This window comes from Streptomyces sp. NBC_00259, from assembly GCF_036181745.1.
Classification (GTDB): Bacteria; Actinomycetota; Actinomycetes; order Streptomycetales; family Streptomycetaceae; genus Streptomyces; species Streptomyces pratisoli.
Window position 1 is genome coordinate 6,597,795 of sequence record NZ_CP108080.1, and the last position, 25,760, is coordinate 6,623,554.

The 25,760-nt window shown below is 69.8% G+C and carries 21 protein-coding genes and 2 pseudogenes; 13 read left to right on the top strand and 10 right to left on the bottom strand.

Annotated features, from left to right (window positions below; genetic code table 11):
• Positions 1-26 precede the first annotated feature (26 nt).
• Together OG766_RS29640 and OG766_RS29645 are read right to left on the bottom strand one after the other, a co-directional pair.
• Positions 27-353, bottom strand: a pseudogene (locus OG766_RS29640) (transposase); the annotation flags it as partial.
• 120 nt (positions 354-473) lie between these two features.
• Positions 474-839: pseudogene (locus OG766_RS29645) on the bottom strand (transposase); the annotation flags it as partial.
• 1,073 nt (positions 840-1,912) lie between these two features.
• Here OG766_RS29645 and OG766_RS29650 point away from each other — a divergent pair.
• The 5 genes from OG766_RS29650 (at position 1,913) to OG766_RS29670 (ending at position 5,852) form a co-directional block, all read left to right on the top strand.
• Positions 1,913-2,251, top strand: coding sequence for a MerR family transcriptional regulator (locus tag OG766_RS29650; RefSeq protein WP_266386875.1), 339 nt, complete (start codon positions 1,913-1,915; stop codon positions 2,249-2,251).
• A 750-nt stretch (positions 2,252-3,001) separates the two neighbouring features.
• Positions 3,002-3,205, top strand: coding sequence for a cold-shock protein (locus tag OG766_RS29655; protein ID WP_266386873.1), 204 nt, complete (start codon positions 3,002-3,004; stop codon positions 3,203-3,205).
• Between the two features lie 315 nt (positions 3,206-3,520).
• Positions 3,521-5,035, top strand: a complete 1,515-nt coding sequence (locus OG766_RS29660; protein ID WP_266386870.1) for a DEAD/DEAH box helicase — start codon at positions 3,521-3,523, stop codon at positions 5,033-5,035.
• A 46-nt stretch (positions 5,036-5,081) separates the two neighbouring features.
• Complete coding sequence (locus OG766_RS29665; RefSeq protein WP_266386867.1) at positions 5,082-5,486, top strand: CBS domain-containing protein; 405 nt, start codon at positions 5,082-5,084, stop codon at positions 5,484-5,486.
• Positions 5,487-5,540: 54 nt separating this feature from the next.
• The gene (locus OG766_RS29670) at positions 5,541-5,852 is read left to right on the top strand and encodes an SCO5918 family protein (protein WP_266386864.1); all 312 of its coding nucleotides are present in this window, start codon (positions 5,541-5,543) and stop codon (positions 5,850-5,852) included.
• Positions 5,853-5,956: 104 nt separating this feature from the next.
• Here the strand turns inward: OG766_RS29670 and OG766_RS29675 are convergent, their stop codons facing one another.
• A complete protein-coding gene (locus OG766_RS29675) occupies positions 5,957-6,316 on the bottom strand; it encodes a hypothetical protein (protein WP_266386862.1) in 360 nt (119 codons plus the stop codon).
• 414 nt (positions 6,317-6,730) lie between these two features.
• Between OG766_RS29675 and OG766_RS29680 the strand changes: the two genes are divergently transcribed.
• The 4 genes from OG766_RS29680 to OG766_RS29695 all read left to right on the top strand — a co-directional run bounded on the left by OG766_RS29680 (position 6,731) and on the right by OG766_RS29695 (position 16,199).
• On the top strand, positions 6,731-9,256 hold the full coding sequence (locus OG766_RS29680; RefSeq protein WP_328727543.1) for a S8 family serine peptidase: 2,526 nt from the start codon (positions 6,731-6,733) through the stop codon (positions 9,254-9,256).
• Positions 9,253-12,120 carry a VCBS repeat-containing protein gene (locus OG766_RS29685; protein ID WP_328726595.1) on the top strand — a complete coding sequence of 956 codons (2,868 nt, stop codon included), beginning with the start codon at positions 9,253-9,255 and terminating at the stop codon, positions 12,118-12,120. The genes OG766_RS29680 and OG766_RS29685 overlap by 4 nt, the downstream gene beginning before the upstream one ends.
• Before the next feature lie 164 nt (positions 12,121-12,284).
• Positions 12,285-15,482, top strand: coding sequence for an ATP-binding protein (locus OG766_RS29690; protein ID WP_328726596.1), 3,198 nt, complete (start codon positions 12,285-12,287; stop codon positions 15,480-15,482).
• Positions 15,483-15,548: 66 nt separating this feature from the next.
• Positions 15,549-16,199 carry a MerR family transcriptional regulator gene (locus OG766_RS29695; RefSeq protein ID WP_266386851.1) on the top strand — a complete coding sequence of 217 codons (651 nt, stop codon included), beginning with the start codon at positions 15,549-15,551 and terminating at the stop codon, positions 16,197-16,199.
• Positions 16,200-16,317: 118 nt separating this feature from the next.
• On the opposite strand, the gene OG766_RS29700 is transcribed toward OG766_RS29695, so the two are convergent.
• The 7 genes from OG766_RS29700 to OG766_RS29730 form a co-directional block, all read right to left on the bottom strand.
• Complete coding sequence (locus tag OG766_RS29700) at positions 16,318-17,541, bottom strand: cytochrome P450 (RefSeq protein ID WP_328726597.1); 1,224 nt, start codon at positions 17,539-17,541, stop codon at positions 16,318-16,320.
• Positions 17,542-17,602: 61 nt separating this feature from the next.
• Positions 17,603-19,000 (bottom strand): NAD(P)/FAD-dependent oxidoreductase, encoded by a 1,398-nt coding sequence (locus tag OG766_RS29705; RefSeq protein WP_328726598.1) that lies wholly within the window; start codon positions 18,998-19,000, stop codon positions 17,603-17,605.
• Positions 18,997-19,215: a ferredoxin gene (locus tag OG766_RS29710; RefSeq protein WP_266386843.1), complete on the bottom strand. Its 219-nt coding sequence runs from the start codon at positions 19,213-19,215 to the stop codon at positions 18,997-18,999. Before OG766_RS29710 ends, OG766_RS29705 begins: the two co-directional genes overlap by 4 nt.
• Positions 19,216-19,585: 370 nt before the next feature.
• Complete coding sequence (locus OG766_RS29715) at positions 19,586-20,068, bottom strand: hypothetical protein (protein WP_328726599.1); 483 nt, start codon at positions 20,066-20,068, stop codon at positions 19,586-19,588.
• Between the two features lie 13 nt (positions 20,069-20,081).
• Positions 20,082-20,450, bottom strand: a complete 369-nt coding sequence (locus tag OG766_RS29720; RefSeq protein ID WP_328726600.1) for an ArsR/SmtB family transcription factor — start codon at positions 20,448-20,450, stop codon at positions 20,082-20,084.
• The gene (locus OG766_RS29725; protein WP_266386834.1) at positions 20,447-20,893 is read right to left on the bottom strand and encodes an SRPBCC domain-containing protein; all 447 of its coding nucleotides are present in this window, start codon (positions 20,891-20,893) and stop codon (positions 20,447-20,449) included. Before OG766_RS29725 ends, OG766_RS29720 begins: the two co-directional genes overlap by 4 nt.
• 97 nt (positions 20,894-20,990) lie before the next feature.
• The gene (locus tag OG766_RS29730) at positions 20,991-21,473 is read right to left on the bottom strand and encodes an IS110 family transposase (protein WP_328726601.1); all 483 of its coding nucleotides are present in this window, start codon (positions 21,471-21,473) and stop codon (positions 20,991-20,993) included.
• A gap of 298 nt (positions 21,474-21,771) precedes the next feature.
• Between OG766_RS29730 and OG766_RS29735 the strand changes: the two genes are divergently transcribed.
• From OG766_RS29735 to OG766_RS29750, 4 genes are all read left to right on the top strand, one after another.
• Positions 21,772-22,872 carry an IS110 family transposase gene (locus OG766_RS29735; protein WP_443045625.1) on the top strand — a complete coding sequence of 367 codons (1,101 nt, stop codon included), beginning with the start codon at positions 21,772-21,774 and terminating at the stop codon, positions 22,870-22,872.
• A gap of 32 nt (positions 22,873-22,904) precedes the next feature.
• Positions 22,905-24,182, top strand: coding sequence for a bifunctional 3-oxoadipate enol-lactonase/4-carboxymuconolactone decarboxylase PcaDC (pcaDC, locus tag OG766_RS29740; protein ID WP_328726603.1), 1,278 nt, complete (start codon positions 22,905-22,907; stop codon positions 24,180-24,182).
• Positions 24,183-24,313: 131 nt separating this feature from the next.
• Entirely contained in the window at positions 24,314-24,946 is a 633-nt protein-coding gene (locus tag OG766_RS29745; RefSeq protein WP_266386824.1) for an MBL fold metallo-hydrolase, read from the top strand.
• Positions 24,947-24,975: 29 nt separating this feature from the next.
• Positions 24,976-25,755 carry an exodeoxyribonuclease III gene (locus OG766_RS29750; protein WP_266386821.1) on the top strand — a complete coding sequence of 260 codons (780 nt, stop codon included), beginning with the start codon at positions 24,976-24,978 and terminating at the stop codon, positions 25,753-25,755.
• Positions 25,756-25,760 lie beyond the last annotated feature (5 nt).

Below are 25,760 nucleotides of genomic sequence, written 5' to 3' on the forward strand. Positions count from 1 at the left end.
ATGTCCGTCAAAGCGGAACAAGCTCATACCAGTTTGATCAGCGTGGTGGGGTGCGGCACCGGAGAGGTCAACGGGATCCTGCAAAACCGCCGCCAGCTCAGCGAATCCGCCACCTCGCGGCATAACGTCTCGTAGCCGAGCTCGTAGCGATGCTTGAGGTACAGCAGCCTCAGCAGTGTCTCGACCGGGACCGAGGGACGCCCCAGCCGCTCGGCGAACACCGCCCGCCACGGGGCAATGAACCGTTCGTCGTCCAAGAACGCATCGATCCGGGCCAGCTCCGGGGACAGCTGTCGCGCCTGTTCCGGCAGCACGTCCCACCACGAGTCCTGCACTCCCGCGACACGCAACATCGCCACCACCCCCGGCTGCCGATGACCTACGTCAACTGTCCCGGCCAACCGATGGCTCCCACCAGCTCTCCCCAAAGCGTCACACCGCCAGCAGCCCCGACTTCTTCAGGGGCAAGTAGCTAGGGACTCGGCGAGCTTTTCCACTCGGCGGGTGGAAACGCCCAGCAGGTAGGCGGTGGCGACCACGCTGATAAGGGCGGCCTGCTCGGCACGCCGCCTGCGTTCCAGCAGCCAGTGCGGAAAGTAGCTCCCGCTGCGTAGCTTGGGGATGGCGAGCTCGACGGTGCCCGCCCGGGTGTCCCACTCGCGCGGACGATATCCGTTGCGGTGGTTGACTCGCTCATCGCTGACCTGGCCGTATTCGGCGTTGCAGAGGGCATCGGCCTCCGCGGACATGAGCGCGTCGGCGAACGTCTTGACCATCGCGCGCAGCAGGTCGGGACTCGCCGCGGCGAGGTTGTCTTCGGCGAGGGCGTGCAGGGGCAGACTGTCGGTGCGGTCATCGTGCTGATCTCCTTCGAGCTTCGACACCTCGAAGATCAGCCGGTGGCCGTTCCTCTATGCGGGGCTCATCCCAACGCCGGAGGAAACCCCGTATCAGGTCGAACCCGTACACCACCTCCCCGGACGCAACCGTGCCCCAGCCTGCGCGCGTTAACCACACGAAACCCCGGCTGTGGAGCGTGCCTGGCCGGTCATCCACGCAGTCGGACGGGGAAGCTGTGGTGTTCGCGGAGTCGAGGCCGCGCAACGGCGCTGCTCGGAGCGGGCGCCCCGGCTGGATTGTGCCGCCACGTGCCCCTCTGCGGTCGAGGACGACTATCTCTCTGACCGGCGAACGAAAATCTGTGTTGGCTGGAGTAGACATTGGGTGGTGGTGTGGTTATGGTTTCTCTCGTAGCCGAGATCAAGCAAGCCCGGCAGACACGAACTGCCGGGCAGCAGTACCCGCAGTTGCAGTTCGCGGGACGGTGCGGTGGTGGAGTTTCGAAGCCAGGGTTGTTGCAGGACGGCGACGGGACTGACGACCGGACCGGGTGGCCCGTAGTGATCAGGGGCCGCCATGAGCAGTACCGCAGTGGCAGTACCCGTAAGTGCAGTTCGCAGTACCCAGCAGTGAAGTGAGTGAGCAGTACCTCGGTGAAGGCGTCGGCTGCAGGCGCGCGCACCGGGAAGTTCGGCAGTGGGTTCTAAGCCGAGCAGACGCAGGACGGGCGACGGGGCCGGCTGCCGAAGAGCGGCATTGTCACAGGCCGCTGAGCAGTACGCAGTACCAGCAGTACGCGGTAGATGTTGATCAAGAGGGAAGAACGGAGGAGCCGAGCGCCATCAGGATCGCCCGGGCGGAAGTCTGAGTCCGGGTACCGCAGGACATCGATAGTGAGGTGGTCTCCGGTCAAGCAACCGCGATCCCCGCACCCCCGACAACTTCCAGGTCGGGTCAGCGGACACAGAAGGCCGGCGCGGTATCAGGGCCGGCAGATGGTGTAGTAGTTCCTTCGGGGCCCTGGTGCCAGTACGGCGCCAGGGCCCCTCCACGCGTTCCACAGAGAGGTGCAATGACAGCAGACGACTCGTTCGGCCGTCTCGATGACGACGACTACCCCGCCTACACCATGGGCCGGGCCGCCGAGATGCTCGGCACCACCCAGGGCTTCCTCCGCGCCATCGGCGAAGCCCGCCTGATCACCCCGCTCCGCTCCGCGGGTGGCCACCGCCGCTACTCCCGCTACCAGCTGCGCATCGCGGCCCGAGCGCGCGAGCTCGTCGACCAGGGCACCCCCATCGAGGCCGCCTGCCGCATCATCATCCTCGAAGACCAGCTCGAGGAAGCCCAGCGCATCAACACCGAATACCGCCGCGCCGCCGAATCGGTGGATTCACCGCCCGCGGTCTGAGGTGGTACGCCCGCCGGGTACCGGCGGGTCCCGCGTGTCGGGGGTGTGGCGCATGGATCGTTCCTATGGTGACAGGGTGTGCGGACGTATAGCGTCTGGGCTCACCTGTCGTGGTTCGGAAGTTCCCTTCACCCACGCCTTCGGCGTGGGTGTTTCGCTGTGCTGTGCCGCAGGGACCCCTTCCCGCCCGCGCTCGGAGCGTACGCCTGCCTCGGGGCAGGCCCTGCTGTCCGACGGGTTCACCCGAACAGCTGGCGTTGGCCGTCAGGCGACGGTGGCGGGATCTGGGGCGCACGTGATCAGGGCCGCGCAGCAATTGCTGCCCGGCCCTGATCTTGTCGGGGCCGGCGTACGGGCCGACGAGGCCGGCGCCGGGCTGAGTGGTACGGATCGTGTCACCGGAATACGCGTGTCCTCCGAGCCGTGAAGGGCGACCGCTCTTCCGGAAACGCTGCGTTCCGGGTGGATCAATATCTATGACCGCGAGGTGAGGGTTTAACGTGCCGCGCGGCCAGTGTTCTTGTCGCAGCTGGCAGAGCCGAATTATTTACCGTACGCGGGTCTCTGCCGCATGCTACTGTCGATCTCAGTTGCAGTTGTGGTTCCCAAAACTTAAAGCGCCTTCGCCGGTATTTCCAGCCACTGGAAGCGTTTTCGTGTTGCCGGTGATTTTCCGGACGGGGCATCATCGCGGCGACCCGGCATCCGTGCATCGCGGGTCCCGGCGTACTGCCCCAAAGGAGATATGACATGGCGTCAGGCGTCGTGAAGTGGTTCAACGCAGCCAAGGGTTTCGGCTTCATCGAGCAGGACGGTGGCGGCCCTGACGTGTTCGCCCACTTCTCGAACATCGCCGCCCAGGGCTTCCGTGAGCTGCTCGAAGGCCAGAAGGTCACCTTCGACATCGCGCAGGGTCAAAAGGGCCCGACGGCCGAGAACATCGTTCCCGCCTGACGCTGACGCGCACTTTGCAGCTGGGGCCCGCATCCCTCGGGGTGCGGGACCCAGCTGCGGGCATTTCCCGCAGTGGTGCCACCTGTGGGACAACACCGCCCGCAGCCCCTTCCTCATGGATGCGCGCCTCTTCGGAGCTGCACCCGTCGACGTCCGGGATTTCACGTCCACGTGACGTCACCCATTTCATCGCCTGCACCCCGCACCGGATTTACATTCGCTTTCGCATTCTATTCGGCCCGTTCTCGTGATTCCCCGCGCTGCGCTTCCGCTGCGGGAATTCCTTGATACGTGCCGTATCAAGGAAGGTTCTCAATGAACCCCACACGTAAGAACGGCCGCTCCTCCCACCCCCGCCGCCGCACCGGCGGCCCTGTTTTCGGCTCCGGCACCGCTTCGGGGCGGGGAGGCCGCTTCGGCTCACCCGCCCCGAGCCGTTCAGGGGGGCCGAGCCGCTCGGGCGGCCACGGCCGGCGGCCCGCAGCGGTCCAGGGCGAGTTCGCCCTGCCGGAGACGATCACTCCCGCGCTGCCCGCGGTCGAGGCGTTCGCCGACCTCGACATGCCCGAGCAGCTGCGGGCCGCGCTCACCGCGCAAGGCGTGAGCGTCCCGTTCCCGATCCAGGGCGCGACCCTGCCCAACACCCTCGCGGGCCGCGACGCCCTGGGACGCGGGCGCACCGGCTCCGGCAAAACCCTCGCCTTCGGCTTGGCCCTGCTGGCCCGAACCGCCGGACAGCGCGCCGAGCCCCGCCAGCCGCTGGCCCTGATCCTCGTGCCGACGCGTGAGCTGGCCCAGCAGGTGACCGACGCACTCACCCCCTACGCCCGCTCGGTGAAGCTGCGCCTGGCCACCGTCGTCGGCGGAATGCCGATAGGCAGGCAGGCCAACGCGCTGCGCGGTGGCGCCGAGGTGGTCGTCGCGACGCCGGGCCGCCTCAAGGACCTCATCGACCGCGGTGACTGCCGACTGAACCAGGTCGCGATCACCGTCCTGGACGAGGCCGATCAGATGGCCGACATGGGCTTCATGCCCCAGGTCACCTGGCTCTTGGACCAGGTCCGCCCCGAGGGCCAGCGGCTGCTGTTCTCCGCCACCCTCGACCGCAACGTCGACCTCCTGGTCCGCCGCTACCTCACCGATCCGGTCGTCCACTCCGTCGACCCGTCCGCGGGCGCGGTCACCACGATGGAACACCACGTCCTGCACGTGCACGGCGCCGACAAGCACCGGACGACGACGGAGATCGCGGCACGCGAGGGCCGGGTGATCATGTTCCTGGACACCAAGCACGCCGTCGACCGGCTGACGCAGGACCTGCTGAACAGCGGAGTACGGGCCGCCGCCCTGCACGGCGGGAAGTCACAGCCGCAGCGCACCCGCACCCTGACCCAGTTCAAGACCGGGCACGTCACCGTGCTCGTCGCGACAAACGTCGCGGCCCGCGGCATCCACGTCGACAACCTCGACCTCGTCGTCAACGTCGACCCACCGACCGACCACAAGGACTACCTCCACCGCGGCGGCCGTACCGCCCGCGCAGGCGAGTCCGGCAGCGTCGTCACCCTGGTCACCCCCAACCAGCGCCGCGCCATGACCCGCCTCATGACGGCCGCCGGCATCGTGCCCCAGACCACCCAGGTCCGCTCCGGCGAAGAGGCACTCAGCCGGATCACCGGCGCCCAGACCCCCTCCGGCGTCCCCGTGACGATCACCGCGCCGGTGGCCGAGCGGCGCAAGCGCAGCACGGCCTCCCGCGGCCGGCGCAGCCCCGCTTCGGCTGCCCGGCGCGTAACCGTGCGGCAGTCCTCCTTCGATGCGGCGGCCTAGAACCTTCGTGATCAGGAAACTGACCCATCTCTGCAGGAGGCACCTTTTGACGCTGGTTCAGATGCAGCCCCGCTCGGCGAATGCCACCCCCGTACACAGGACGGCGGTCGACGCCATGGACACAGGCGCACCGCAGGTCTGCGACGACATGACCATCGAGGTCGCCCTGTCCGTCATGGCAAGCGCCCGCACCGGGCACCTGCTCATCTGCGACAACGACGGCCTGTGCACCGCACTGGTCACCCAGGCCCAGCTCATCGCCGTCCACGACAGCTCCGCGTACACGGACCGGATCCAGCTGCGCGACATCCTCGGCGCCTGCGGGCCGTTCACCTCGCCCGTGAACACGATGGCCGAAGCCGAGCACGCCATGCGCTACCGCCGGCTCGATGCCCTGCCTGTCGCCGACGAACAAGTCAGCGCTCCGGGCGTCCTCGCCCTTGCCCGCTGAACCGCCTCACCGCGGCAGAACCATCCCCCTTCGTTCTTCTCCCTGTGAGGCATCATGCGCTGCGTCATCGCCCGCTTCCCGTTCGACCTCACCAAGAGCGGCGTCCTGGAATCCATGAAGGGCATCAGGCCCGAGCAGGTCATCGGCGAGTCCGTGATCATCGGCCGCCGCACCTACCCCGTCAAGCAGGTCGGCCAGGTCATCACACGCCAGGACCCCCGCGATTTCAGCGCCGGCGAAGTCCTCCGGGCCATGACACAGCTCGGCTTCACCTGCCGCGGCCTTCCTCGGACCGCCGCGCCCACGCGCGTCCTCGACCCGTTCCAACAGGCTTCCGCGATGCTCGGCGCCCCTGTGGTCGTCTGACCGAGGGGCAGGCGCGAGCCGCCACCAAACAGCAGTGAGGGCCCGACCGGCATGCGCCGGTCGGGCCCTCACCGCATACCGTCCGCTTCTCGACCCGGCGGGGGTCAGTGGTCGGAGTAGCTGAAGTCGCCCATGGTCCAGGCACTGACGTCCTCGATCGCCACGCGGTACATCCCGCCCGTCTCCGGGATCCCCACCGTGCCCTGCAGAATCCGCGCCACATGGAAATGCAGATGCGTGGGCGGCCCCTCCTTGCACGTAGTAGCAGTGAAGACAGCGGAGAAATCGCTCAGGCGGGCCGAGTCCGCCAGGACCTCCGACACCCGCTGCCTCCAGAGGGCTTCGGGAGCCAGCCGGCCCGTGATGACAGCACCACCGGCGACCACGGTCAGAGACATCTGATTGCTGTGCCCAGACTCCACCAGGGCGGCGACGTCAACGAGCAGTTGGTCAGGCTTCGACATGAGAGGCGATTTTAGTCACCGGCCGTCCGGTCAGCCCACGCAGTGGGTGCTTGATGGAAAATGCACGATCGAACTGAGTGGACGAGGGCGCGTTCGGCAACCGTGGCATGGGCGACCGAGGCGGGGCCGCCTTTCGCAAGTAGCTCTGCCCCGCCCGCCAGGAGTCGACTGCGCCCCGTACTCCTCGCCCGGCTGCGGAGGCGGGGAACGCAAATGCCTTTCAGCTCCTCAGGCGCGAAGTTGAGGCTCCGGCAACTCCCGTGATGAGACACCGCGTCAGTAATTCCCCAGTAACGGCCCGCTCGTAGCCTGCCCGGTCAAGCCAGCTCCGCGCTTCCGCTCTCGACATTTCGGTGGCTTCCGCGGAAACGGAGTACCGGCATTCCCTGCATCGGCCACTGAGGAGCTGTACAGATACATTTGCCTCGTTCGTCCCTGCGGCGAGCGGCCACCGCGTTGGCAGCGGTTGCCGCCACCCTCGCCGGCGGGCTTGCCGCCCCGGCCGCGAACGCGGCACCCCGGCACCATGCGATCGTCGACCCGGGCCTCACCGCCGCCGTTGAAGCCGGTCAGGAAGCGACCTTCTTCGTCGTCCTCGACAGCCACGCCGACCTGTCCGATGCTCTTCGGCAGCGCGGCAAGGCGCGGAAGGCAGCCGTGTTCCAGGCGCGGCGCGCCGAAGCCGCCCGGGACCAGAGCTCGCTGACCCGCTACCTGGACCAAGCGAAGATCGGCTACGAGTCGTACTGGATTGCGAACGCCGTAAAGGTCACCGGCGACAGGGATCTGGTCGAGCAGCTCGCCGCCCGTCCCGATGTCGCCGCCCTGAAGCAGGAGCAGCGCTACGCCATCGACACCGCCGCGATGGGCCCGGTCACCGCGACCGAGGCTGCGGACCCGGACTGGGGCGTCAAGGACATCCGGGCCGACCAGGTCTGGTCTCAGTACGACGACCGTGGCGAGGGCGTCGTCGTCGCCACCATCGACTCGGGTGCGCAGTTCGACCACCCGGCCCTGAAGGACAACTACCGGGGCAACCTCGGCGACGGCGCCGTGAGCCACGACTACAACTGGTACGACGCGTCCGGCCAGTGCCCCAGCAGCACACCCTGCGACAACAACGGCCACGGCATCCACACCACAGGCACCATCGCGGGCGCGGGCGGCATCGGCGTCGCTCCGGGCGCGAAGTGGATCGCCGTCAAGGGCTGCGAGGCCAACTCCTGCTCGGACTCCTCGCTGCTGAAGGCCGGCCAGTGGATCCTCGCGCCGACCGATCACAACGGGCAGAACCCGCGGCCCGATCTCGCCCCGGACATCGTCAACAACTCGTGGGGCGGCGGGAACACCACCTTCTACCAGGACATGATCGAGTCCTGGAACGCGGCGGGCATCTTCGAGGCGTTCGCCGCCGGCAACGCCGGCAACGGCACGACCTGTTCGACCACCGAGGCGCCGGGTGCCCAGGCTCCCGCGTACGGGGTCGGCGCGTACGACGCGAACGGAGCCATTGCTTCCTTCTCCGGCTTCGGCCCCTCCCTCGTCGACGGTTCCATGAAGCCGAACATCGCCGCGCCCGGCGTCAACGTCCGCTCTTCCTGGCCGGGCGACGGCTACCGGGCGATATCCGGTACGTCCATGGCGACCCCGCACGTCGCCGGTGCCGTCGCCCTGCTCTGGTCCGCGGCACCCTCCCTCGTCGGCGACATCGACGCCACCCGGGCCGTCCTGAACGACTCCGCACGGGACGTCGACGACACCCACTGCGGCGGCACCGCCGACGCCAACAACGTCTGGGGCGAGGGCAAACTCGACGCCTTCGCCGCCGTCGACCAGGCCCCGCACACCGCGGCCACCATCACCGGCACCGTCTCCGACCGGGCCACCGGCGCCGGGCTGGCCGGAATCGCTGTCGCCGCAGCGGGCGAGACCACCCAGCGCAGCGTGACCACGGACGCCTCGGGCGCCTACCGGCTGGTCCTGGCGGCCGGCACGTACACCGTTACCAGCGTGGGCTACGGCTACCGCACGGCCACGGAGACTCTCACCGTCACCAACGGCCAGGCCCTCTCCCGCGACATCGCGCTGGACGCCGCTCCCAGGCACGCCGTGACCGGCACCGTGTACGACGTGACGGGCAAGCCGCTCCCCGGTGCGAGCGTACGGATCGCCGAGGCGTCGCTCGCCCCTGTCGTGTCGGACGCCTCCGGCGCCTTCCGCTTCCCGGACGTCGCCGAAGGAACCTTCACCCTGGTCGCGACGCCGGCCGCGCCGGTGCTGTGCAACGGCACCTACCAGAAGGCCCTGACCGTGGACGGCGATGAGAGCCTGACCCTCCAGCTGCCCGCCCACAGCGACGCCTTCGGCAACAGCTGCCTGCCCGCCGCGTACTCCTGGGTCGGCGGCACCACAAAGGTCGCCCTCTCCGGCGACGAGAACGCCAAGACGGTCGCCCTGCCCTTCCCTGTGACGTTCTACGGCGTCCCGTACAACCAGGTCGGTGTCACGACCAACGGCCTGGTGAACTTCCTCGCCCCGCGGCTCGGCGACTACGCCAACACCGCGTTGCCGATGGAAGGTCAGCCCAACGGCATCCTCGCCGCCTACTGGGACGATCTCGTCCTCGACAAGAAGTCGGCCGTGAAGTCCGCTACCACCGGAACGGCCGGACAGCGGACGTTCGCGGTCGTCTGGGAGAACGCGGCCTTCGCGGCCGATCCGGGCCGGCGCGTCACGTTCGAGGCGGTCTTCGAAGAGGCGACCGGGGCGATCCTCCTGCAGTACCAGTCCATCGACGGCGCCTCGACGCTGGAGAAGGGTGGATCAGCGACCGTCGGCATCGAGAACCAGGCCGGCGTCGACGCCCTGCAGTACTCCTTCAACGAACCGGTCCTCACCGACCGTTCCGCCCTCCGCATTCTCCCCAAGGCGGCACGATGAAGAACCGATCCCGAGGCGCCGTGCGCCTCGCCACCGCCCTGCTCGCGCCCCAACTCGTGCTTGCCGCGCTCCCCGCGATCGCCAACCCGGCGTACGCCGAGGACGGGCCGCAGCAGGCCCGGGTCCTGACCGACGACCAGGCCGACGAACTCGAGCGTCGGTTCACGGCGGCCCCCGCTTCCCAGGGGGCGGCGGCGCCGAGCGAGACCGCCGAACCGGCGCCGGCCGAGCAGCCGCAGGACTCGGCATCACCCGTCACCCTCACCGAGGCGTCCGCACTGGAGACGTACCAGGGGCATGCCGAGACCGCCCAGCTCGGTGGCGGCAAGGGTGACTTCCTCGCCGTGCACAGTCGCGGCCTGATCACGCGTTTCGCGGCGGACGGCCGGGCCGTGTGGAAGCGCGACAACGAGTCCCTCTACGCCGACTGGCAGGTCAAGCCGTGGCGGCCGTGGCAGAAGGAGCCGTATCCGGCACGGATCACCGTCGGCTACGAGGCCAACAGTCCGTACGCCGATCTCGCCGACCGGGGCTTTGCCCAGGGGGACCTGACCGGCGACGGGGTGGCCGACGTCGTCTTCACCGCGGAGGTGGGCGCCAACCCGTATCGCCCGTTCACCTCCCCTGACTCGTCCCTGTCGACGGGTACCTTCGTCACCGTCCTCGACGGACGGACCGGCGCGACCCTGTGGTCGCGGATCTTCGCCGATGCCCAACAGGTCGCCCTCGTCGGCCGCACCCTGCTCGTCGCCGACCAGCCGTCCACCAACTTCGGTGCAGACAGCGCGTCGACGACGGTGCTGCACGGCTTCCGCTTCGCGTATGCGGACGGTCGGCTGACACCGGCGGCGACCTGGTCGTACGACACGGGCCGGCGCAACGGCCGGTGGGCCTCGGTCACTCCGCTGTCCGGCTCCGCGGCAGCCCTGTCCTGGTACGTGCGGAAAACCGATACCGCCCCGGCCACGAGCCGGACGCTCGTCATCGACACGGCGGACGGCACGCCGCGTTGGCAGACCGCCGGCACGATGTACGGGCGGGAGGCGGTCCACGACCCGTCCCGCAACCGGCTCGTGGCCATCGAGCAGGCCGACTACCGCGACGGGGTGTGGTACCAGCTGGTCGGCTATGACCTCGACGACGGCACCCGGACCGTGCTCGACGAGCGGGTCAACGCGCTCGGTACCGATCTGGCGGTCGGCGAGCTCAAGGGCGGCGGCGGCACCGAGTACGCGGTCGCCGAAGCCACCCTCGACGACAACCTTTCCATCAACGCGGCAACGGTGCGCGGACTGCGCGGTGACGGCGGGACGGAACTCTGGTCGTCCACCGTGAAGCGGGACGAGTCGAACGTGCGGGACGGCGACAGCGTCCTCGGCCTGCGGATCGCCGACGGCAAGGCCATCGCCTCCTACGTGACGACCGCGGACGGGGGCCGCGCGATCAACTCGGGAGGCAGCCGCTACGGCACGATCACCGCGTTCAGCGGTACGGACGGTTCGGCGCGGTGGTCGCACAAGGGCGCGGCCGCCTCCCCGATCTACGCACAGCCGTACCAGTCCGGCGACGACTGGCTGGTGCGAACCATCGACAACGACCAGAACATTCACAGCTACCGGCTGGGCAACGGCAAGTCGGCGGGGCTCGTACCGCTCCTGGCCGACCTGGCGACCGGCATCGCGGTCGATGTGAACGGGGACGGCCGCAAGGACCTGGTGGCCGGCGGCCAGTCGCGCGGCCTGTGGGCCTTCGACGGTCCGTCGCTGGCTGCGGGCAAGCCTCGGCTGCTGTGGCGGGCCACGCTGCCCGGCTCCGTGTACGGCGACATCGTGCTGGGTGACACGGACGGCGACGGACGCCGCGACGATGTGGTGGTGGCCGCGGAAACCGCCGCGGTGATCGTCGACGCCACGACCGGCCGGGTCGGCGCGACCATCGACCAGCCGGGGCAGTTCGTCCGCTCGGTGACCGTGGCGGATCTGAACAGCGACGGCGCTGACGACGTGCTCGTCCCGGCGGACGCCGTCCGCGCCTACCGGGGTGATGGCCGCCACCTGTGGTCGTACGCTCCCCAAGGTGCGGGGCCGGTTGTCTTCTCCGACCTGGCGGTGGCCGACGGCCGGGTGCTCGGTTCGTACCAGACGCCCTACCAGCGCGAGGCCGACACGGTCGGGGAGATGGCTCTTGACGCCCGGACCGGCACGGCTGCCTGGACCGCCGGCCCGGTGTGGACGGGTAGCGACCCGAAGATCTACGGCGCGCAGCTCTTCCACGGCGTGTACGCCTCGCCCGCGATCCCGTACGCGGACGGGCATGCGGTTGTCACCACCTGGATCGTGCGGGGCGACAACGGCTGGTGGACGGAATTCTTCGAGTTCCGCGACGTCCGCACGGGCGAGTTGGTGAAGTCCGCGACCGGTGGTGGGACCTTCACACTCGGCAACTGGTTCACCGGCGATGAGGGCCTGACCCTCGCCGGAACGGCCTCGCTGCAAACCTTCGGCAAGGACGGCAACGACTACCTGATCTACACGCTGCCGACCCTCCACCGAGCCGGTTTCGCGACCGGTCCCGGTGGGCGACGGCTGCTCGTGGGTGGCACCGAAGGCGCGGTGTACGTCTGGGACCCGTCGGTGCTCACGGCCGGCGCGCACTACCCGGATCACGAGGCCCGGCTGCAGCGGTACGCGACCCAGAACCTGGTGATCGCCGACCTCACCGGTGACGGCGTGGACGAGGTCGTCGGCCTGCACCCCGAACAACTCGGGCAGGACCGGGCGGCCGAACTGTCGGGCTACCGGTACGCGCTGGGGGCCGACAACCGGATACACGGGATGGTGACGGGCGTTCTGACCACGTCCTGACGTGACGCCGCTCATGAGGGCTCCCTATAGTGGGGGCCCTCATGAGCGTGGAGAGACCCCCGATGCTGCGGCTGCACCTCCTCGGCGGGTTTCGGGTCCACCGGGACGGCGGGCCACCGCTCGCGGAGCGATGGCCGCGACCGAGCGCCCGGACTCTACTCAAGTTGCTCGCGGTCTCCCCGGACCACCGCCTCCATCGCGAGGAGGCGATGGAGATCTGCTGGCCGGACGCCGACCCGCACGCAGCGCTCGGCAGCCTGCGGGTGGCACTGCACGCTGCCCGCCGGGCCGTCGAGCCGGAGCTCGCGCCCCGGGCCGCGTCGTCCTACCTCATCGGCGAGGGGGCGATGCTGCGCCTGGACCCGGACACGGTATGGATCGACGCCGACGAAGCCGAAGGGCTCGCGGAGGCAGCCCTCGCGCACGGCGACCGAGTGGAACTCGCCGTCGCCCTCGACGCGTTCACCGGCGAACTTCTCCCCGAGGACCGGTACGCACCGTGGTCCCGGGCCCGCCGGGAACGACTGGCCGCACTGCGGGAGAAGACCCTCCTCGCACTGGCCGCCGCTCATCTTGCGGCCGGCGCCACCGAGGAAGCGGTGGAGACGGCCGAGCAGGTCCTCGCGGCCTCGCCCGCCGAGGAGTACGCGCACCGCATCCTGATGGAGGCGTTCATCCGGCAGGGGCTCCGACGCCGGGCCGTGCACCAGTACCACCTGTGCCGGGAGGCACTGGACGCGGAGATCGGCGTGCGGCCGGGCCCCGAGACGGAAGCGCTGCACCGCAGAGCCCTCGCCGCGCCGACCACGGCCGCCCTGTCGCCGCGGCCCGCGCTGCCGGCAGCTCTGCGGGTGCCACCCTCTTCGCCCCTGCGCGGCCGGGACGACGTGCTGGCCGAGTTGCTAGGAGCCGACACCACGCCTGTCCTCCTCGTCACCGGGGAGGCCGGGCTGGGCAAGACGCGCCTCGTTGCCGAGGCGGCTCGCCGGGCCGCCGAGAAGGGCGCGGTCGTGCTGTGGGGCGCCGGCCACGACGCGGAAGGGCAACGGCCGTACGGCCCGTTCGCAGAGGCACTCGAGGGCTGGCTGGCGGACCGCTCCGTCGAGGAGTGGGCCCGTACGGGTGCGGAGTATCCGGAACTGGCCACTCTCCTGCCGGGGAGGGTGGAGCCGAAGTCGTGGAGAAGCCCGGAGGAGGAGCGGGACCGCCTGTTCCGGGCATCGGCCGCGTTGCTCGGCGAACTGGCGGAGCAGCGGCCGGTGCTGATGGTTCTGGACGACCTCCATGCCGCGGACGCGGGCTCCTTCCAGCTCCTCAGCCATCTTGCGCGGCGGGCCCGGGAGAGCGGCACGGGGTGGCGGTTTCTCGCCACGCTGCGCCCCGAGGAGTTGCCGGGCTCCGATCCGCGGCGGCACGCGCTGGAGATGCTGGTGCGCCAGTCGCTGGCCCGGGCTGTCCAACCGCCCCGCCTGCCCCGGCAGGCGTGTCTCGAGCTCGCGGCCGACGCGCTGGGCTCCCCAGCCGCTGCCGTACCGCAACGGGTCTGGGAGCTGTCCCTGGGCAATCCGCTCTTCGCACTCGAACTGGCGCGTGCGCTGCGGGACGGTGTCGCCGGCGATTCGGCAGCACCCGAGGGAGTACGGCAGTTGGTCGCACAGCGGCTCGGACGACTCGACCCGACAGCCCGTCGCGTGGTGGACGTGGTCGCGGTGGCGGGTCAGGACGCGGCGCTCGTCGAGGTTCTCGACGTCGCCCGTCGCTGCGGGCAGCGACAGCTGTCGACGGCCGAGGCGACGGAGGCCGTGGAGGCCGCTGTCGCCGCCTCGGTGCTGGAGGAGCGGCCGGTGGCCGTCGAGGGCCGTCCGATGGCCGGGCTTGCCTTCCGCCATCCCCTGGTCCGGATGACCTGCTACGAGATGCTGTCGGCGGCCCGGCGGCGGCTGCTGCACTCGGCCTACGCGGAGGCGGTGCTCCGGCGCCGGCCGGATGCCGTGGACACGCTCGCCGCCCAGTTGACGCGCGCTGACGACCCGCGCGCCACCGGGTATCTGCGCCGGGCAGCGGAACGCGCGGCGGCCCATTACGCAAACGACACCGCAGACCGCTACTACGCGGAGCTCACCGGCCGACTCGACGCGCTGGTCGCCGAATCGGCCCGCGCTCGGATGGACCACAGCGCCGTACTGCGCCGGATGGGGCGGTTCGAGGACGCGGCACGGCTGCTGCGCGAGGCTCTGGCGGAGATGGAGCGCTGCGGCGACCGGGACGGACGGGTTCTCGCCGCAGCCCGGCTCGCCGAACTCATGGCGAAGACCCGGAGCACGGACGAGGGTCTCCGGCTGCTCGATGCCTGTCCGCCCGCCCCCGACACACCGGCGGCGACGGCGAGCACCCACCATCTGGCCAGGGCTGTGCTCTGCTTCGTCGCCGGCCGGTACGAGGAAGGGGCGGCGGCCGCGCGGGCGGCGGAAACCGCGGCGCAGGCGGTGGAGGGCCCGGAGCGCAGAGGGCTGCTCGCCCGGGCGCTGGCGATGCGTGCGACGTCCCTGGGCTTGGCCGGTCGCTTCGGGGAGACGGGCCCGGTCGCTGAACGCGCACTACCGCACGCGAAGGCGTACGGAGATCCGCAGATACTCACCTTGGTCCTTTCGGTCCTGCGGGAAACCGCTCTTCGGGCGGGGCGGTTGCGTGAGGCCATCGAAACGGGGCGGCAGGCGTTGGACCTCGCCGAGCGGTCCGGCGATCCGACGGCGACCGTCTTCGAGCGGGCGAACCTGGCCAGACTCCACCTGCTGATGGAGGAGACAGCCGAGGCCCGGGACCTGGCGGAGACCGCGGTGCGGGAGACGCGGCCGGGTCTCGACTGGTGCGTGCCCTACGCTCAGGCAGCCCTCGCCCGGGTGCGGATTCGCATGGGAGAGCCGGGTGCGGGCGCGCTGCTGGACGAAGCCGAGCGTGCGGCGCGCGCGCAGGGGGACATTCAGGCCCAGCACGGGGTGCGGTCGGTGCGGGCCGAGCTGGAGTTGCAGGAGGGGCGCCCGGAGGAGGCGTTGGCGCTCCTCGCAGACCCAACGATGAGGCCGGCGGACCTGACGGCCCGCGCGTGGTTGGCATGCGGGCGCGTCAAGGAGGCCGTCGAGGCGGCGGCGGCAGAGGTGGAGCGCGCCGAGCGGGCCGGCGAGCGGCTTGCGGAGACGGATGCGCGGACGGTGCATGCCGCCGCCTTGGCGGAACTGGGCCGCGAGCGGGATGCGGCGGAAGCATTCCGACGGGCGGCCGCCTTGGCGGAATCCCTTCCCTACCCGGCGGGCTCTCGCCGCCTGGCGTTGGCCCGCCGCCGATGCGCGGCGGCGCCCCACTGACCGACACCGCACTTTCGCGCGAGGGGACGGTGTCCCGGTGCCCCTGTGGGGCGCGAAAGGTCGTCGTTGCAGGTCACGCGGCGCATCGGTACGACGATCAAGTACTACGTGCGTGAGGGGCTGATCCCGCCCGGGCGCCGCGTCGTGGCGACGCAGACCGACTACGACGAGCACCATCTGCGCAGGCTGCGTCTGGTGACGGCGCTGATCCAGGTCGGGAGGGTGCCGGTGGCCAGGGCACGGGAGGTGCTGGCCGCGGCGGAGGACGAGTCGCTGGACCTGTACAGCCGGCTGGGCGCCGCGGTCACCTCACTGCCGTCCTATTCCGTGCCGGACGAGACCGACCCGGCCGCGGCCGCTGCCCGCCGCGAGGTGGACGCCGTGGCGGACCGGCTGGGCTGGCGGTACGTCAAGGCGGCGGGCCGCCATTCCCCCGCCTACGGCACCCTGGTGTCCGCGGTCGCCGCCCTGGACCGCCTCGGCTGTCCGAGCAGTGCTGATCGCCTGATGCGGTACGCCCGCCCCGCCGACCTGCTGGCGGCAGGCGACCTCGATGAGATGGAGGAGTTCGGCACGACACCGGAACGGGTCGAAGCGGCGGTGGTCCTGACCGTTCTGTACGAACCGGTGCTGCTCAGCCTGCGCCGTCTCGGCCACATGGAGGAGTCCCGGCGGCGCTATGCGGACGGGCCGGACGGGCCGGACGCGGACTGCTGACCCTCGCCTCCACCTCGGCGGCCTGTGCCGCACGCTCCCGGCGCCACCGCGCCGGCGGACCTTCCCGAGGACCCTGGTCCTGCACGGACCGTACGCGAACCCCTTGCGGAAGCGGCCGTCAGTCGCGGATCCCGTCGATGTCGACCACGAGGTGGCGCGGGCCGCGGAAGATCTGGTTGCGGCGGTACGGCGGCGGATCCTCGACGAGCCGCGGGTTCTCCACACGGCGGACGAACTCCGCGACCGCGATCTGGGTCTCGAGCCGCGCGAGCGGGGCGCCGAAGCAGTAGTGGACGCTCTGGCTGAAGCCGACGTGCTGGTTGTCGGGGCGATCGAGGACCGGCTCGTCGGGATTCTCGAACCGCTCCGGGTCGCGGTTCGCCGAGCCGTACGCGAGGAGGATCGGCGCGCCCTTCGGGATCGTGGTGCCCGCGATCTCGATGTCCTCGAGCGCTGCCCGGGTGTGCCAGATGTGGACCGAGGACTCCAGGCGCAGGAACTCCTCGACGCCGGGCACGACCAGCTCGGGCCGGTGGCGCAGCTGTTCGTACACGTGGGGGTGGCGCAGCATGGTGAGCACGCTGTGGGCGATCAGATTGACCGACGTCTCGTGCCCGGCGAAGAGCAGGAGCACGGCATCGCTGACGAGCGTGTCCTGCGGCATGCGCCCATCGGGGCCGGTGTCGTGGACCATCGCCGAGAACATGCCCGGTCCGGGCTGCTCGGTGTACTGGTCGAGCAGGTCGGCGAGGAACTGCCGCAACTTGCCCACCTCCTCGACGCCCTTCTCCGCCCGGCGAAGCTGCTCCGGGTCGTTCGCCTCCGGGCCGAGGTCCGCGCCGTCCAGGGCGCTCTCGATCCAGTCGTGGAAGCGCGGGATGGACTCCAGCGGCACGCCCAGGATCTTGCAGATGATGGTCACGGGCAGCGGGAAGGCGAACTCGTCGACGAGGTCGATCCGGGTCTTGCCCTTCATGTCGTCCAGCAGTTCGGCGGTGAGGCGGCGGATCTCCGGCTCGAGGTCAGCGATCATGTGGGGGCGCTCGGGCGGTCCGAAGTGCCGCGTCATCCGGCGGCGATCCAGATCGTGCTCGGGCGGGTCCTCGGTGATGATCGACCCCTCGAAGGGGTTGGCGAACTGGTACTCCGCGGGGCGCTTCCGCGGATCCGAGGTGACCCGGTTGTCGTGGAGCAGCGCGACGATCTCTCGGTAGGTGCTGACGACGTAGGAGCCGTCCGGCTGCCGCGCCACCGGGGTCTTGCGGAGCTCTTCGTAGAACGGATACGGGTTGGCGCGGTTGGCGTAGCGGAGTGACTGCTGCCAGGGGGTTTCCTCGACCATGATGACGCTGTTTTCCTCCTGTTGCCCTGTCCGGCTGGATGCCCGATCCCGAGGGGCCGCATCAGCGGGGCCGGAACTCGGCCCTGCGCTCGCTTGGATCGTGGCCGGTCAGGACAACGTCGGGTATCGCCGTGGGGACGCCTGGCGCGGGGAACTCGGCCGGGATCGGCTTCATGTCGTCGGGCCGGTCCCAGCCCGGCGGCGGGGGCGGGAACGGACCCGACTGCTCGATCAGCTGCGCGTAGTGCTCCAGCCACCTGCCGTGATCGAAGGTGACGGCGGCGACGATGCGGCCCCGACGACCGTAGGCGGCGGCGAACCGGCGCTCCTTGACGGACCCCTGCATGAAGACGATCTCGTCGCCGAAGGTCGGCACGCCGACGGACTTGATGTTGACGCCGAACTGGCCGGACCAGAAGCCGGGCAGCAGCAGATGCGGGCGGTAGTCGGGCTCGAGGTTCACCATGTTGTGCGCCACGACCTCGGCGCCGAGGACGGCGTTGTCCCAGTGCTCCATCGCGAGGAACTGGTACTCGTACAGCACGTGGGGCGAGCGGGCCACGTCCCCCGCCACGTAGACGGAGTCGGTCACCACGCCGTTGATGTCGAAGGCCCGGCCGCCGGCGTCGCAGCCCACGCCCCAGAAACCGGACGCCAGCCCGGAGCCCTCCAGCCATTCCACGTTGCGGATCGACCCCAGCGAGGTCACCACCACGTCGGCCTCGATGGTGGTGTCGTCCGAGAGCTGAGCACGCCGCACGTGTCCGCCCGCGTCGCCGTCCAGCGACGACACGCCCACCCCGCAGCGCAGGTCCACGCCGTGGTCGCGCTGCATCTGAGCGGCGATCTCGCCGATCACCCCGCCGAGCGCGCCGACCAGCGGCGCCGAACCCCGTTCGACGACGGTCACCGGGATGTCGAGTTCCCGGCAGACGGAGGCCATCTCCGATCCGATGAACCCGGCACCTATGATCAGGACCCGCGACGGCCGCGCGGCCAGCGCCTGTTGGAGCCGTGCCGCGTCGTCACGCGAGCGCAGCGTGTACACGCCGTCCAGGGCGGCTTCGGCCGGATTCGGCCACTGACGCGCGCGGGTGCCCGTGGCGATCAGCAACCGGTCGTACGGGACCTGCTCGCCGGTGGCCAGGTGCACATTTCTGGTCATCCGGTCCAACCCGGTGGCGGCCACCCCGAGCCGCCAGTCCGCATCCACTTCCCGCAAGCGGGGCAGCTTGGTGTGGTCGGCCGGCACCCAGCCCTTGAGTACTTGCTTGGACAGCGGCGGACGCTCGTAGGGCTCGTACGGCTCGTCCCCGATGATGGTCAGAGGCCCGCTGAAGCCCTCATCACGCAAGGCTTCGGCGGCCCGCAGTCCCGCCAGGGAGGCACCTATGATGACGATCCGGCCGTTGGCCTTGAAGTCGCGCACCAGCTCAGCGACCGTTGCCGGCACGCTCATGACGTCCCACCCCGCTCCGCGCCGTCCAAGCGGTCGATCACGATCGCCTGCACCGGGCAGGCGGCAGCGGCTCGTTGAACCTGCAGACGCCGCTCGTCATCGGGGTTCGGCTCGTAGGTGAGCGCCTCCTCACCACTCAGTCTGAAGACCTCGTGGGCAAGAAACACGCACTGCGCGTATCCCTGGCAGCGATTCAGGTCCACGACGATCCGCATGGGCAGACTCCCTCCGTCCTGTCCCCCCACAGCCACCATCGAGGCGGTCGCTCGGCTACGCGGCGGTCATCAGGCCCTTCCGCCAGGTGCCCCTGCCCCACTGCCCACCCGTCGTCCGGCCAGGAAACCCGCTGGATCCCTGCATGCTCGATCTTGTCTGCCACGGCCATACCCGGCGGTGACGCACAGCCGGTGAGCATCACGGCCCGAGGGGCGTGGTCCACATCCGATGACGTCGGCATCGAGGCGCACCAGGAAGTTCCCGGATCCTGGGCGCGTCATCCAGACCGGACGTACGCCTCAAGGCTCGACGGGCCATGTCCACCGACGGCCTCAAGGTCTGGGAAGAGGCCAAGCCGTTCGCCGCCTTTCAGGCGTGTCCAGGGACGGCGACGCGAAGACCGAGGAGCTGTTCCGTATGCACGGGCACGTGGTCTTCGCCGAGGCCATCGATCAGGCTCGCCAGCGGAATCGGCTGGTCCAGCACGAGTGCGTCGTTGGACAGGAGGAGCGACGGCACCAGAACCGAGGCAGCTTCCTCGTTGAGCTGATCGGCGATGTCGCACAGGACGTTGGCCTGACTCCGGACATGATCAATCAAGTCCGCCCGGCCCGAGTGCTCGGCGATGATCCGGTCAAGATTCCAGCTGTCGAGGCAGATCCGATTGTCGAATGTGGGCCGCGAGCCGGCGACAACGCCCAGAGCAACCGCTGCGATCGAGGCATCGACGCTGAGGAGATGAGCCAATATCTGGTCGGCGTTCCATCCTCCATCGTCCGCCTCGCCGAGGTCGGGGATGGCTGCCGCATCGAGGAACCTGTCGTAGGCGCTGCGAAGTACCGACGTGTCCATAGCGTGCTTCCCTTCAGTTGGGGCGTGTCGAACTCGAATCCCGCTCCGCTGCCTCGGCGACGCGTTTGATGTTCGCCAGCCGCCGGTCCCAGTCGGCCGCGAGCGAGGCCATCCACCGTGCCGTCGTGTCCAGCGCCGCGGGCCGCACCGCGTACCGCACTTCGCGTCCGACCCGGCCGCCGGAAACCAGCCCGGCGGCGTCCAGGACGGCGAGGTGCTTGACCACTGCCTGCCGCGAGATGGGAAGTCGTTCGGCGAGCGTTGTGGCAGTGGCCTCACCTTGTGCGGCGAGCAGATCAAGCAGCTGACGTCGTGTCGGGTCGGCCAGCGCACCGAGGACGCTGTCGACGACCTCGGCGGCGCCGGGATGTTCTTCCGTCACGTGGAGGGCTGTTCGGCGCGCGTCTTGAGCGCGTCGAGCTCCAGGGGCCAGCCTTCGCTGTGGTCCTTCAGGTTCTGACTGCGCAGCTCCTCGGACCCGGCCAGCGCCGCGAACCCGCTCTCCACGACGCGGAGCCGCGTCTGGTCGCCTTCCTGGGTCAACGTGAACTCCACGAGGGTGCTGTTGTTCTCGCGCAGCTCTTCTCCGGGGAACGCGCTGGTCCAGCGGTACGCCAGGTATGTCGGCGGCTCGACCTTCTCCACGCGCACTGGGAAGTCGCCGTGCTCGGCGTTCTTCGCCACCATCGACTCACCCTCCCTGGCCACGGTGCCGGGCAGGCTAGCCTTGTCGGCCACCCAGAACCCGGGTTGAGCCACCAGCGACCAGACCCGCTCCAGGGGTGCCGCGATCAGGGTTTCGCGTTCGATCCGGTCCTCGCTCATAAGGGACTCCTTCATCGTCACGATCGGATGCAACCCCAGAGTTGCATATCGATCTCTAAGGTGCAACTCAAGGGTTGCACTTTGGTTGGGTGTCGCTTCAACCGGTTGCACCTTGGCGCTCATCGTTGGTTGGCGATGACGGATGGGAGCTGCGTGGGGGCCGCGATGATGGCCAGGCCATGTGAGATGCCCTGGTCAGGGCCGCAAGAGCCGAGCGTCGTTCGACGTCGCAGGTCGAGCGCGAAGGGCGGTCTCCGCCGGTGGCCAGCAGCCGGGCCCGGGCCGAGAGGGTGGAAGGAACGTCGACCACGTTCTCGCCGGCGGCGGCCAGCTGCTGGGCGAGCATACGGCCAAGTCCTCGGGCTCCTTCGACAGCGAAGCGGCGTTCGGGCCACTGCTGGCACCAGCGCATCAGCTGGCGGAAGGTGCCAGCGTTGACGGTAAACCGACGCTGAGCCACCTGGTGACCCGTGGCGTCGACGGCAACGGCGGTGTGGGACGACTTGTGGGGATCGACACCGATCAGGATCGCAGACAGGCCTCGCACTCGCTGAGTCAGGGAAAGGAGTGCGGTGGGCATCCTGACTTGAAGTCAACGTGTCGCTTTCATGCCTCTGTCGAGCCACACCGCGTAAGGTGCCGGTCGGCGATGGCACGCTATCGGTGAGCCCGCCAAGGAGCAGCAAGGAGCCTGCGGGCCCGTGCCGACCGGCACCCTGGACGCTACGGCTGCAGACCGGCGTCTGGGGTCGATTCAACAAGTCAGGGGACCTGCGGATCGTTGTGGCGTCCTCACGATTCTGACCGCCCTACCCGGCCCGGTGCCGGCAACGCGACGCGCCATCGGACCGGAAGGAACGGGCATGTCCGGATCGACCATGTCCAGTACGTCGCCTGCTCCAAAGTCCCGCCGTCGTCGCTCCGCGGGGGAGGTGGTTCTGGGAGTGGATACGCACCGGGATGCGCATGTGGCTGCGGTGCTCTCGTTGATGGGGACTGTGCTTGCCACCGACGAGTTCCCGGCCACCGCGGCCGGATACCGCGATCTGCTGAAGTGGGCCAGGAAGTTGGGAGCCGTGGGGCGGGCCGGGGTGGAGGGGACCGGCTCCTTCGGAGCGTCCCTGTCGCGCTATCTGCTTGCCCAGGGCGTGGACTTGTTTGACGTGAATCGGATGGACCGGGCAGATCGTCGTCGGCGCGGCAAATCGGATCCGCTCGATGCCCAGAACGCAGCGCGAGCCGTATTGAGCGGGCGGGCCCGTGCCCGGGCCAAATCGGGCGACGGACCGGTGCAGATCGCCAGGATGTACAAGCTGGCCAAGGGGTCGGCGGTGAAAGCCCGCACCCAGGCCGTCAACCAGCTCAAGTCCGTCCTCATTACTGCTGACCCCGCCTTGCGGGAAGAGCTGGCCCAACTGGGCAATGCGGAACTCTTCCGGACCTGTGCGCGGCTCGCCGACGTGAGCGGTCACGAGGAGGACGGTGAGGAATCGGTGCTGCAGGCCACTCGGATCACGCTGGGTCTGCTGGCTCACCGGATCGGCCAGCTCTCCGAGCAGATCCGCAGTGTGGACGCTCGTCTGGCCCGCCTCGTGAAATGTCATGCCCCGCAGCTGCTCGACGTGGTGGGGATCGGTCCGGACACGGCCGTCGCTTTGCTGATCACGGTGGGGGACAATCCGGAACGCCTGGACAATGAGGCGTCCTTTGCCGCGCTGTGCGGGGTCAGTCCTGTCGAGCGTTCGTCGGGGCGCCGGCAGTACCGTCGACTCAACCGCGGTGGCGACCGTCAGGCCAACGCCGCGCTTCATCGAATCGTGTTCACCCGTCTGCGGGTCGATCCGCGCACGCAGGTCTACTACGAGCGTCGGATCAAGGAAGGCAAGACCCGTCGCGAAATCGTCCGTTGCCTCAAACGCTATGCGGCCCGAGAGGTCTTCCACCTGGTCAAACAGGTACAGCCAGCACCCCGCTCATAGGGGCTGTCGTGACAGATGAGAGGGTCTCACGGGTGAGCGAGACACCACCGAACACCCTGCAATACCGCGTTGACGGGCCAGAAGACGCCCCGGTCCTGATCCTGGCTCCCTCACTGGGTACCACATGGCACATGTGGGACCGGCAGGTGCCGGAGCTGTCCCGGCAGTGGCGGATTCTGCGCTTCGACCTGCCGGGGCACGGCGGCGCCCCCGCGCACCCGGCGGGCTCGATGACCGAGCTGGCCGACCGCCTGGTCGCCACCCTCGACGAGCTCGGCATCCAGCGCTTCGGCTACGCGGGCTGCTCCATCGGCGGCGCGATCGGCATCGAGCTGGCGCTGCGGCTGCCGCACCGGGTCGCGTCGCTGGCGCTCGTCGCCGCCTCGCCGAGGTTCGGCACCGCCGACGAGTTCCGCCGGCGCGGTGTGATCGTCCGTACCAACGGTCTCGACCCGGTGGCGCGCACGGCCCCCGAGAGCTGGTTCACGTCGGGCTTCGCGGGCGCGCAGCCCGCGATCGTCGAGTGGGCCGTGCAGATGGTGCGCACCACCGACCCCGGCTGCTACATCGCCGCCTGCGAGGCGCTCGCCGCGTTCGACGTACGCGCCGATCTGGGACGGGTCGGCGTGCCCACCCTGGTCCTGGTCGGCTCCGAGGACCAGCTCACCGGGCCCGCGGAGGCCCGCACCCTGGTCGCCGGGATACCGGACGCACGGCTCGCGCTGGTCCCCGGCGCCTCGCACCTCGCGCCCGTGGAGCAGCCGGGGGCGGTCACCGATCTGCTCGTACGCCACTTCTCCCTGGCCTGGCAGGACACGCTCCACGCGATTCCGGTGCCGCCGATCAGCCCGTCGGTCTCCGCGCCGGTCGCCCCGGTCGCCGAGATCGCCCCGCCCGCCGAGCAGCCGCAGGCGGTGGGCGCGGTGCGGCCCGATCCGTACGAGGCCGGGATGAGGGTCCGGCGGGCGGTGCTGGGCGACGCGCACGTGGACCGGGCGATGGCGGGCGCCGACGACTTCACCGGTGACTTCCAGGAGCTGATCACCCGGTACGCCTGGGGGGAGGTCTGGACCCGCGACGGCCTGGACCGCCGTACCCGCAGCGTCGTGACGCTCACCGCGCTGGTCGCGGGCGGCCACCTGGACGAGCTGTCCTTCCACACCCGGGCGGCGCTGCGGAACGGACTGACCCCGGCGGAGATCCGCGAGATCCTGATCCACGCGGCGGTGTACTGCGGCGTACCGGCCGCGAACTCCGCGTTCCGGGTCGCCCAGACGGTGATCAAGGAGGAGACCACTCCCCACGAGTAGTCCCGGGTCTATCTCCGGCCCCCGGGCGTATCCCTGGTCCCGGGCGTGTTCCCGGCCCCGGGGATACGCCTGCGGCGGGGTGGGGAAAGATCCGTTCGGGGGCCGCCGTACGCGAGAGGGAGGTCACCCCGGTGAAGCTCACGAAGAAGTCGCACGCCTGCGTCCGCCTGGAGAAGGACGGGCGGACCCTCGTCATCGACCCCGGCGTCTTCAGCGAGCCGGACGCCGCCGCCGGTGCCGATGCCGTGCTGGTCACGCACGAGCATCCCGACCACTTCAACGAGGAGCGCCTGCGCGTCGCGCTCGACGCGAGTCCGGGCACCGAGATCTGGACGCTGCGCAGCGTCGCCGAGCAGCTCTCCGCCGCCTTCCCCGGCCGCGTCCACACCGTCGGTGACGGCGACACCTTCACCGCGGCCGGTTTCGACGTCCAGGTCCACGGTGAGCTGCACGCCGTGATCCACCCGGACCTGCCGAGGATCACCAATGTCGGCTTCCTCGTGGACGGTTCGGTCTTCCACCCCGGCGACGCCCTGACCGTCCCGGGCCGGCCGGTGGACACGCTGATGCTCCCCGTGATGGCTCCGTGGAACAAGGTCTCGGAGGTCATCGACTACGTACGCGAGGTCGCACCGCGCCGTGCGATCGACATCCACGACGCGCTGCTGACCGAGCTCGCCCGCCCCCTCTACGACACGCACATCGGCAATCTGGGCGGTGCCGAGCACAGCAGGCTGGCGTCGGGGGAATCCGCCGACCTCTGACTGTCGGACCCCGCGGTTAGGCTTGCCGCATGCGCATCGCCACGTTCAACGTCAATTCGATCACCGCCCGGCTGCCGCGGCTGCTCGCCTGGCTGGAGAGCAGCGGCACCGACGTGCTGTGCATCCAGGAGACCAAGTGCACCGCCGAGCAGTTCCCCGCCGACGCCCTGAAGGAGCTCGGCTACGAGTCCGCGGTCAATGCCGACGGCAGGTGGAACGGGGTGGCGGTGGTCTCCCGGGTGGGCCTCGACGACGTCGTGAAGGGCCTGGCCCGCGGCCCGGCCTACGGAGGTGTGCAGGAGCCCCGTGCGCTGAGCGCGACCTGCGGCGGCGTCCGGATCTGGTCGGTGTACGTGCCGAACGGCCGTGAGGTGGCCCATGAGCACTATGCGTACAAGCTGGCCTGGCTGGATGCGCTGAAGGCCGCGGTCGCCGAGGACGCCGCGGGGGAGCGGCCGTTCGCGGTGCTCGGTGATTACAACATCGCACCGACCGACGACGATGTGTGGGATCGGTCGTTCTTCGAGGGAATGACCCATGTGACCGAGCCGGAGCGTGCCGCGCTGGCCGGTCTGCGCGAGGTGGGCCTCGCCGACGTGGTGCCGCGCCCGCTCAAGTACGACCGGCCGTTCACGTACTGGGACTACCGCCAGCTGTGCTTCCCCAAGAACCGGGGCATGCGCATCGACCTGGTCTACGGCAACGAGCCGTTCGCCAAGGCGGTCAAGGACAGCTATGTCGACCGCGAGGAGCGCAAGGGCAAGGGCGCCTCGGACCATGCCCCGGTCGTGGTCGACCTCGACCTCTGAGACCT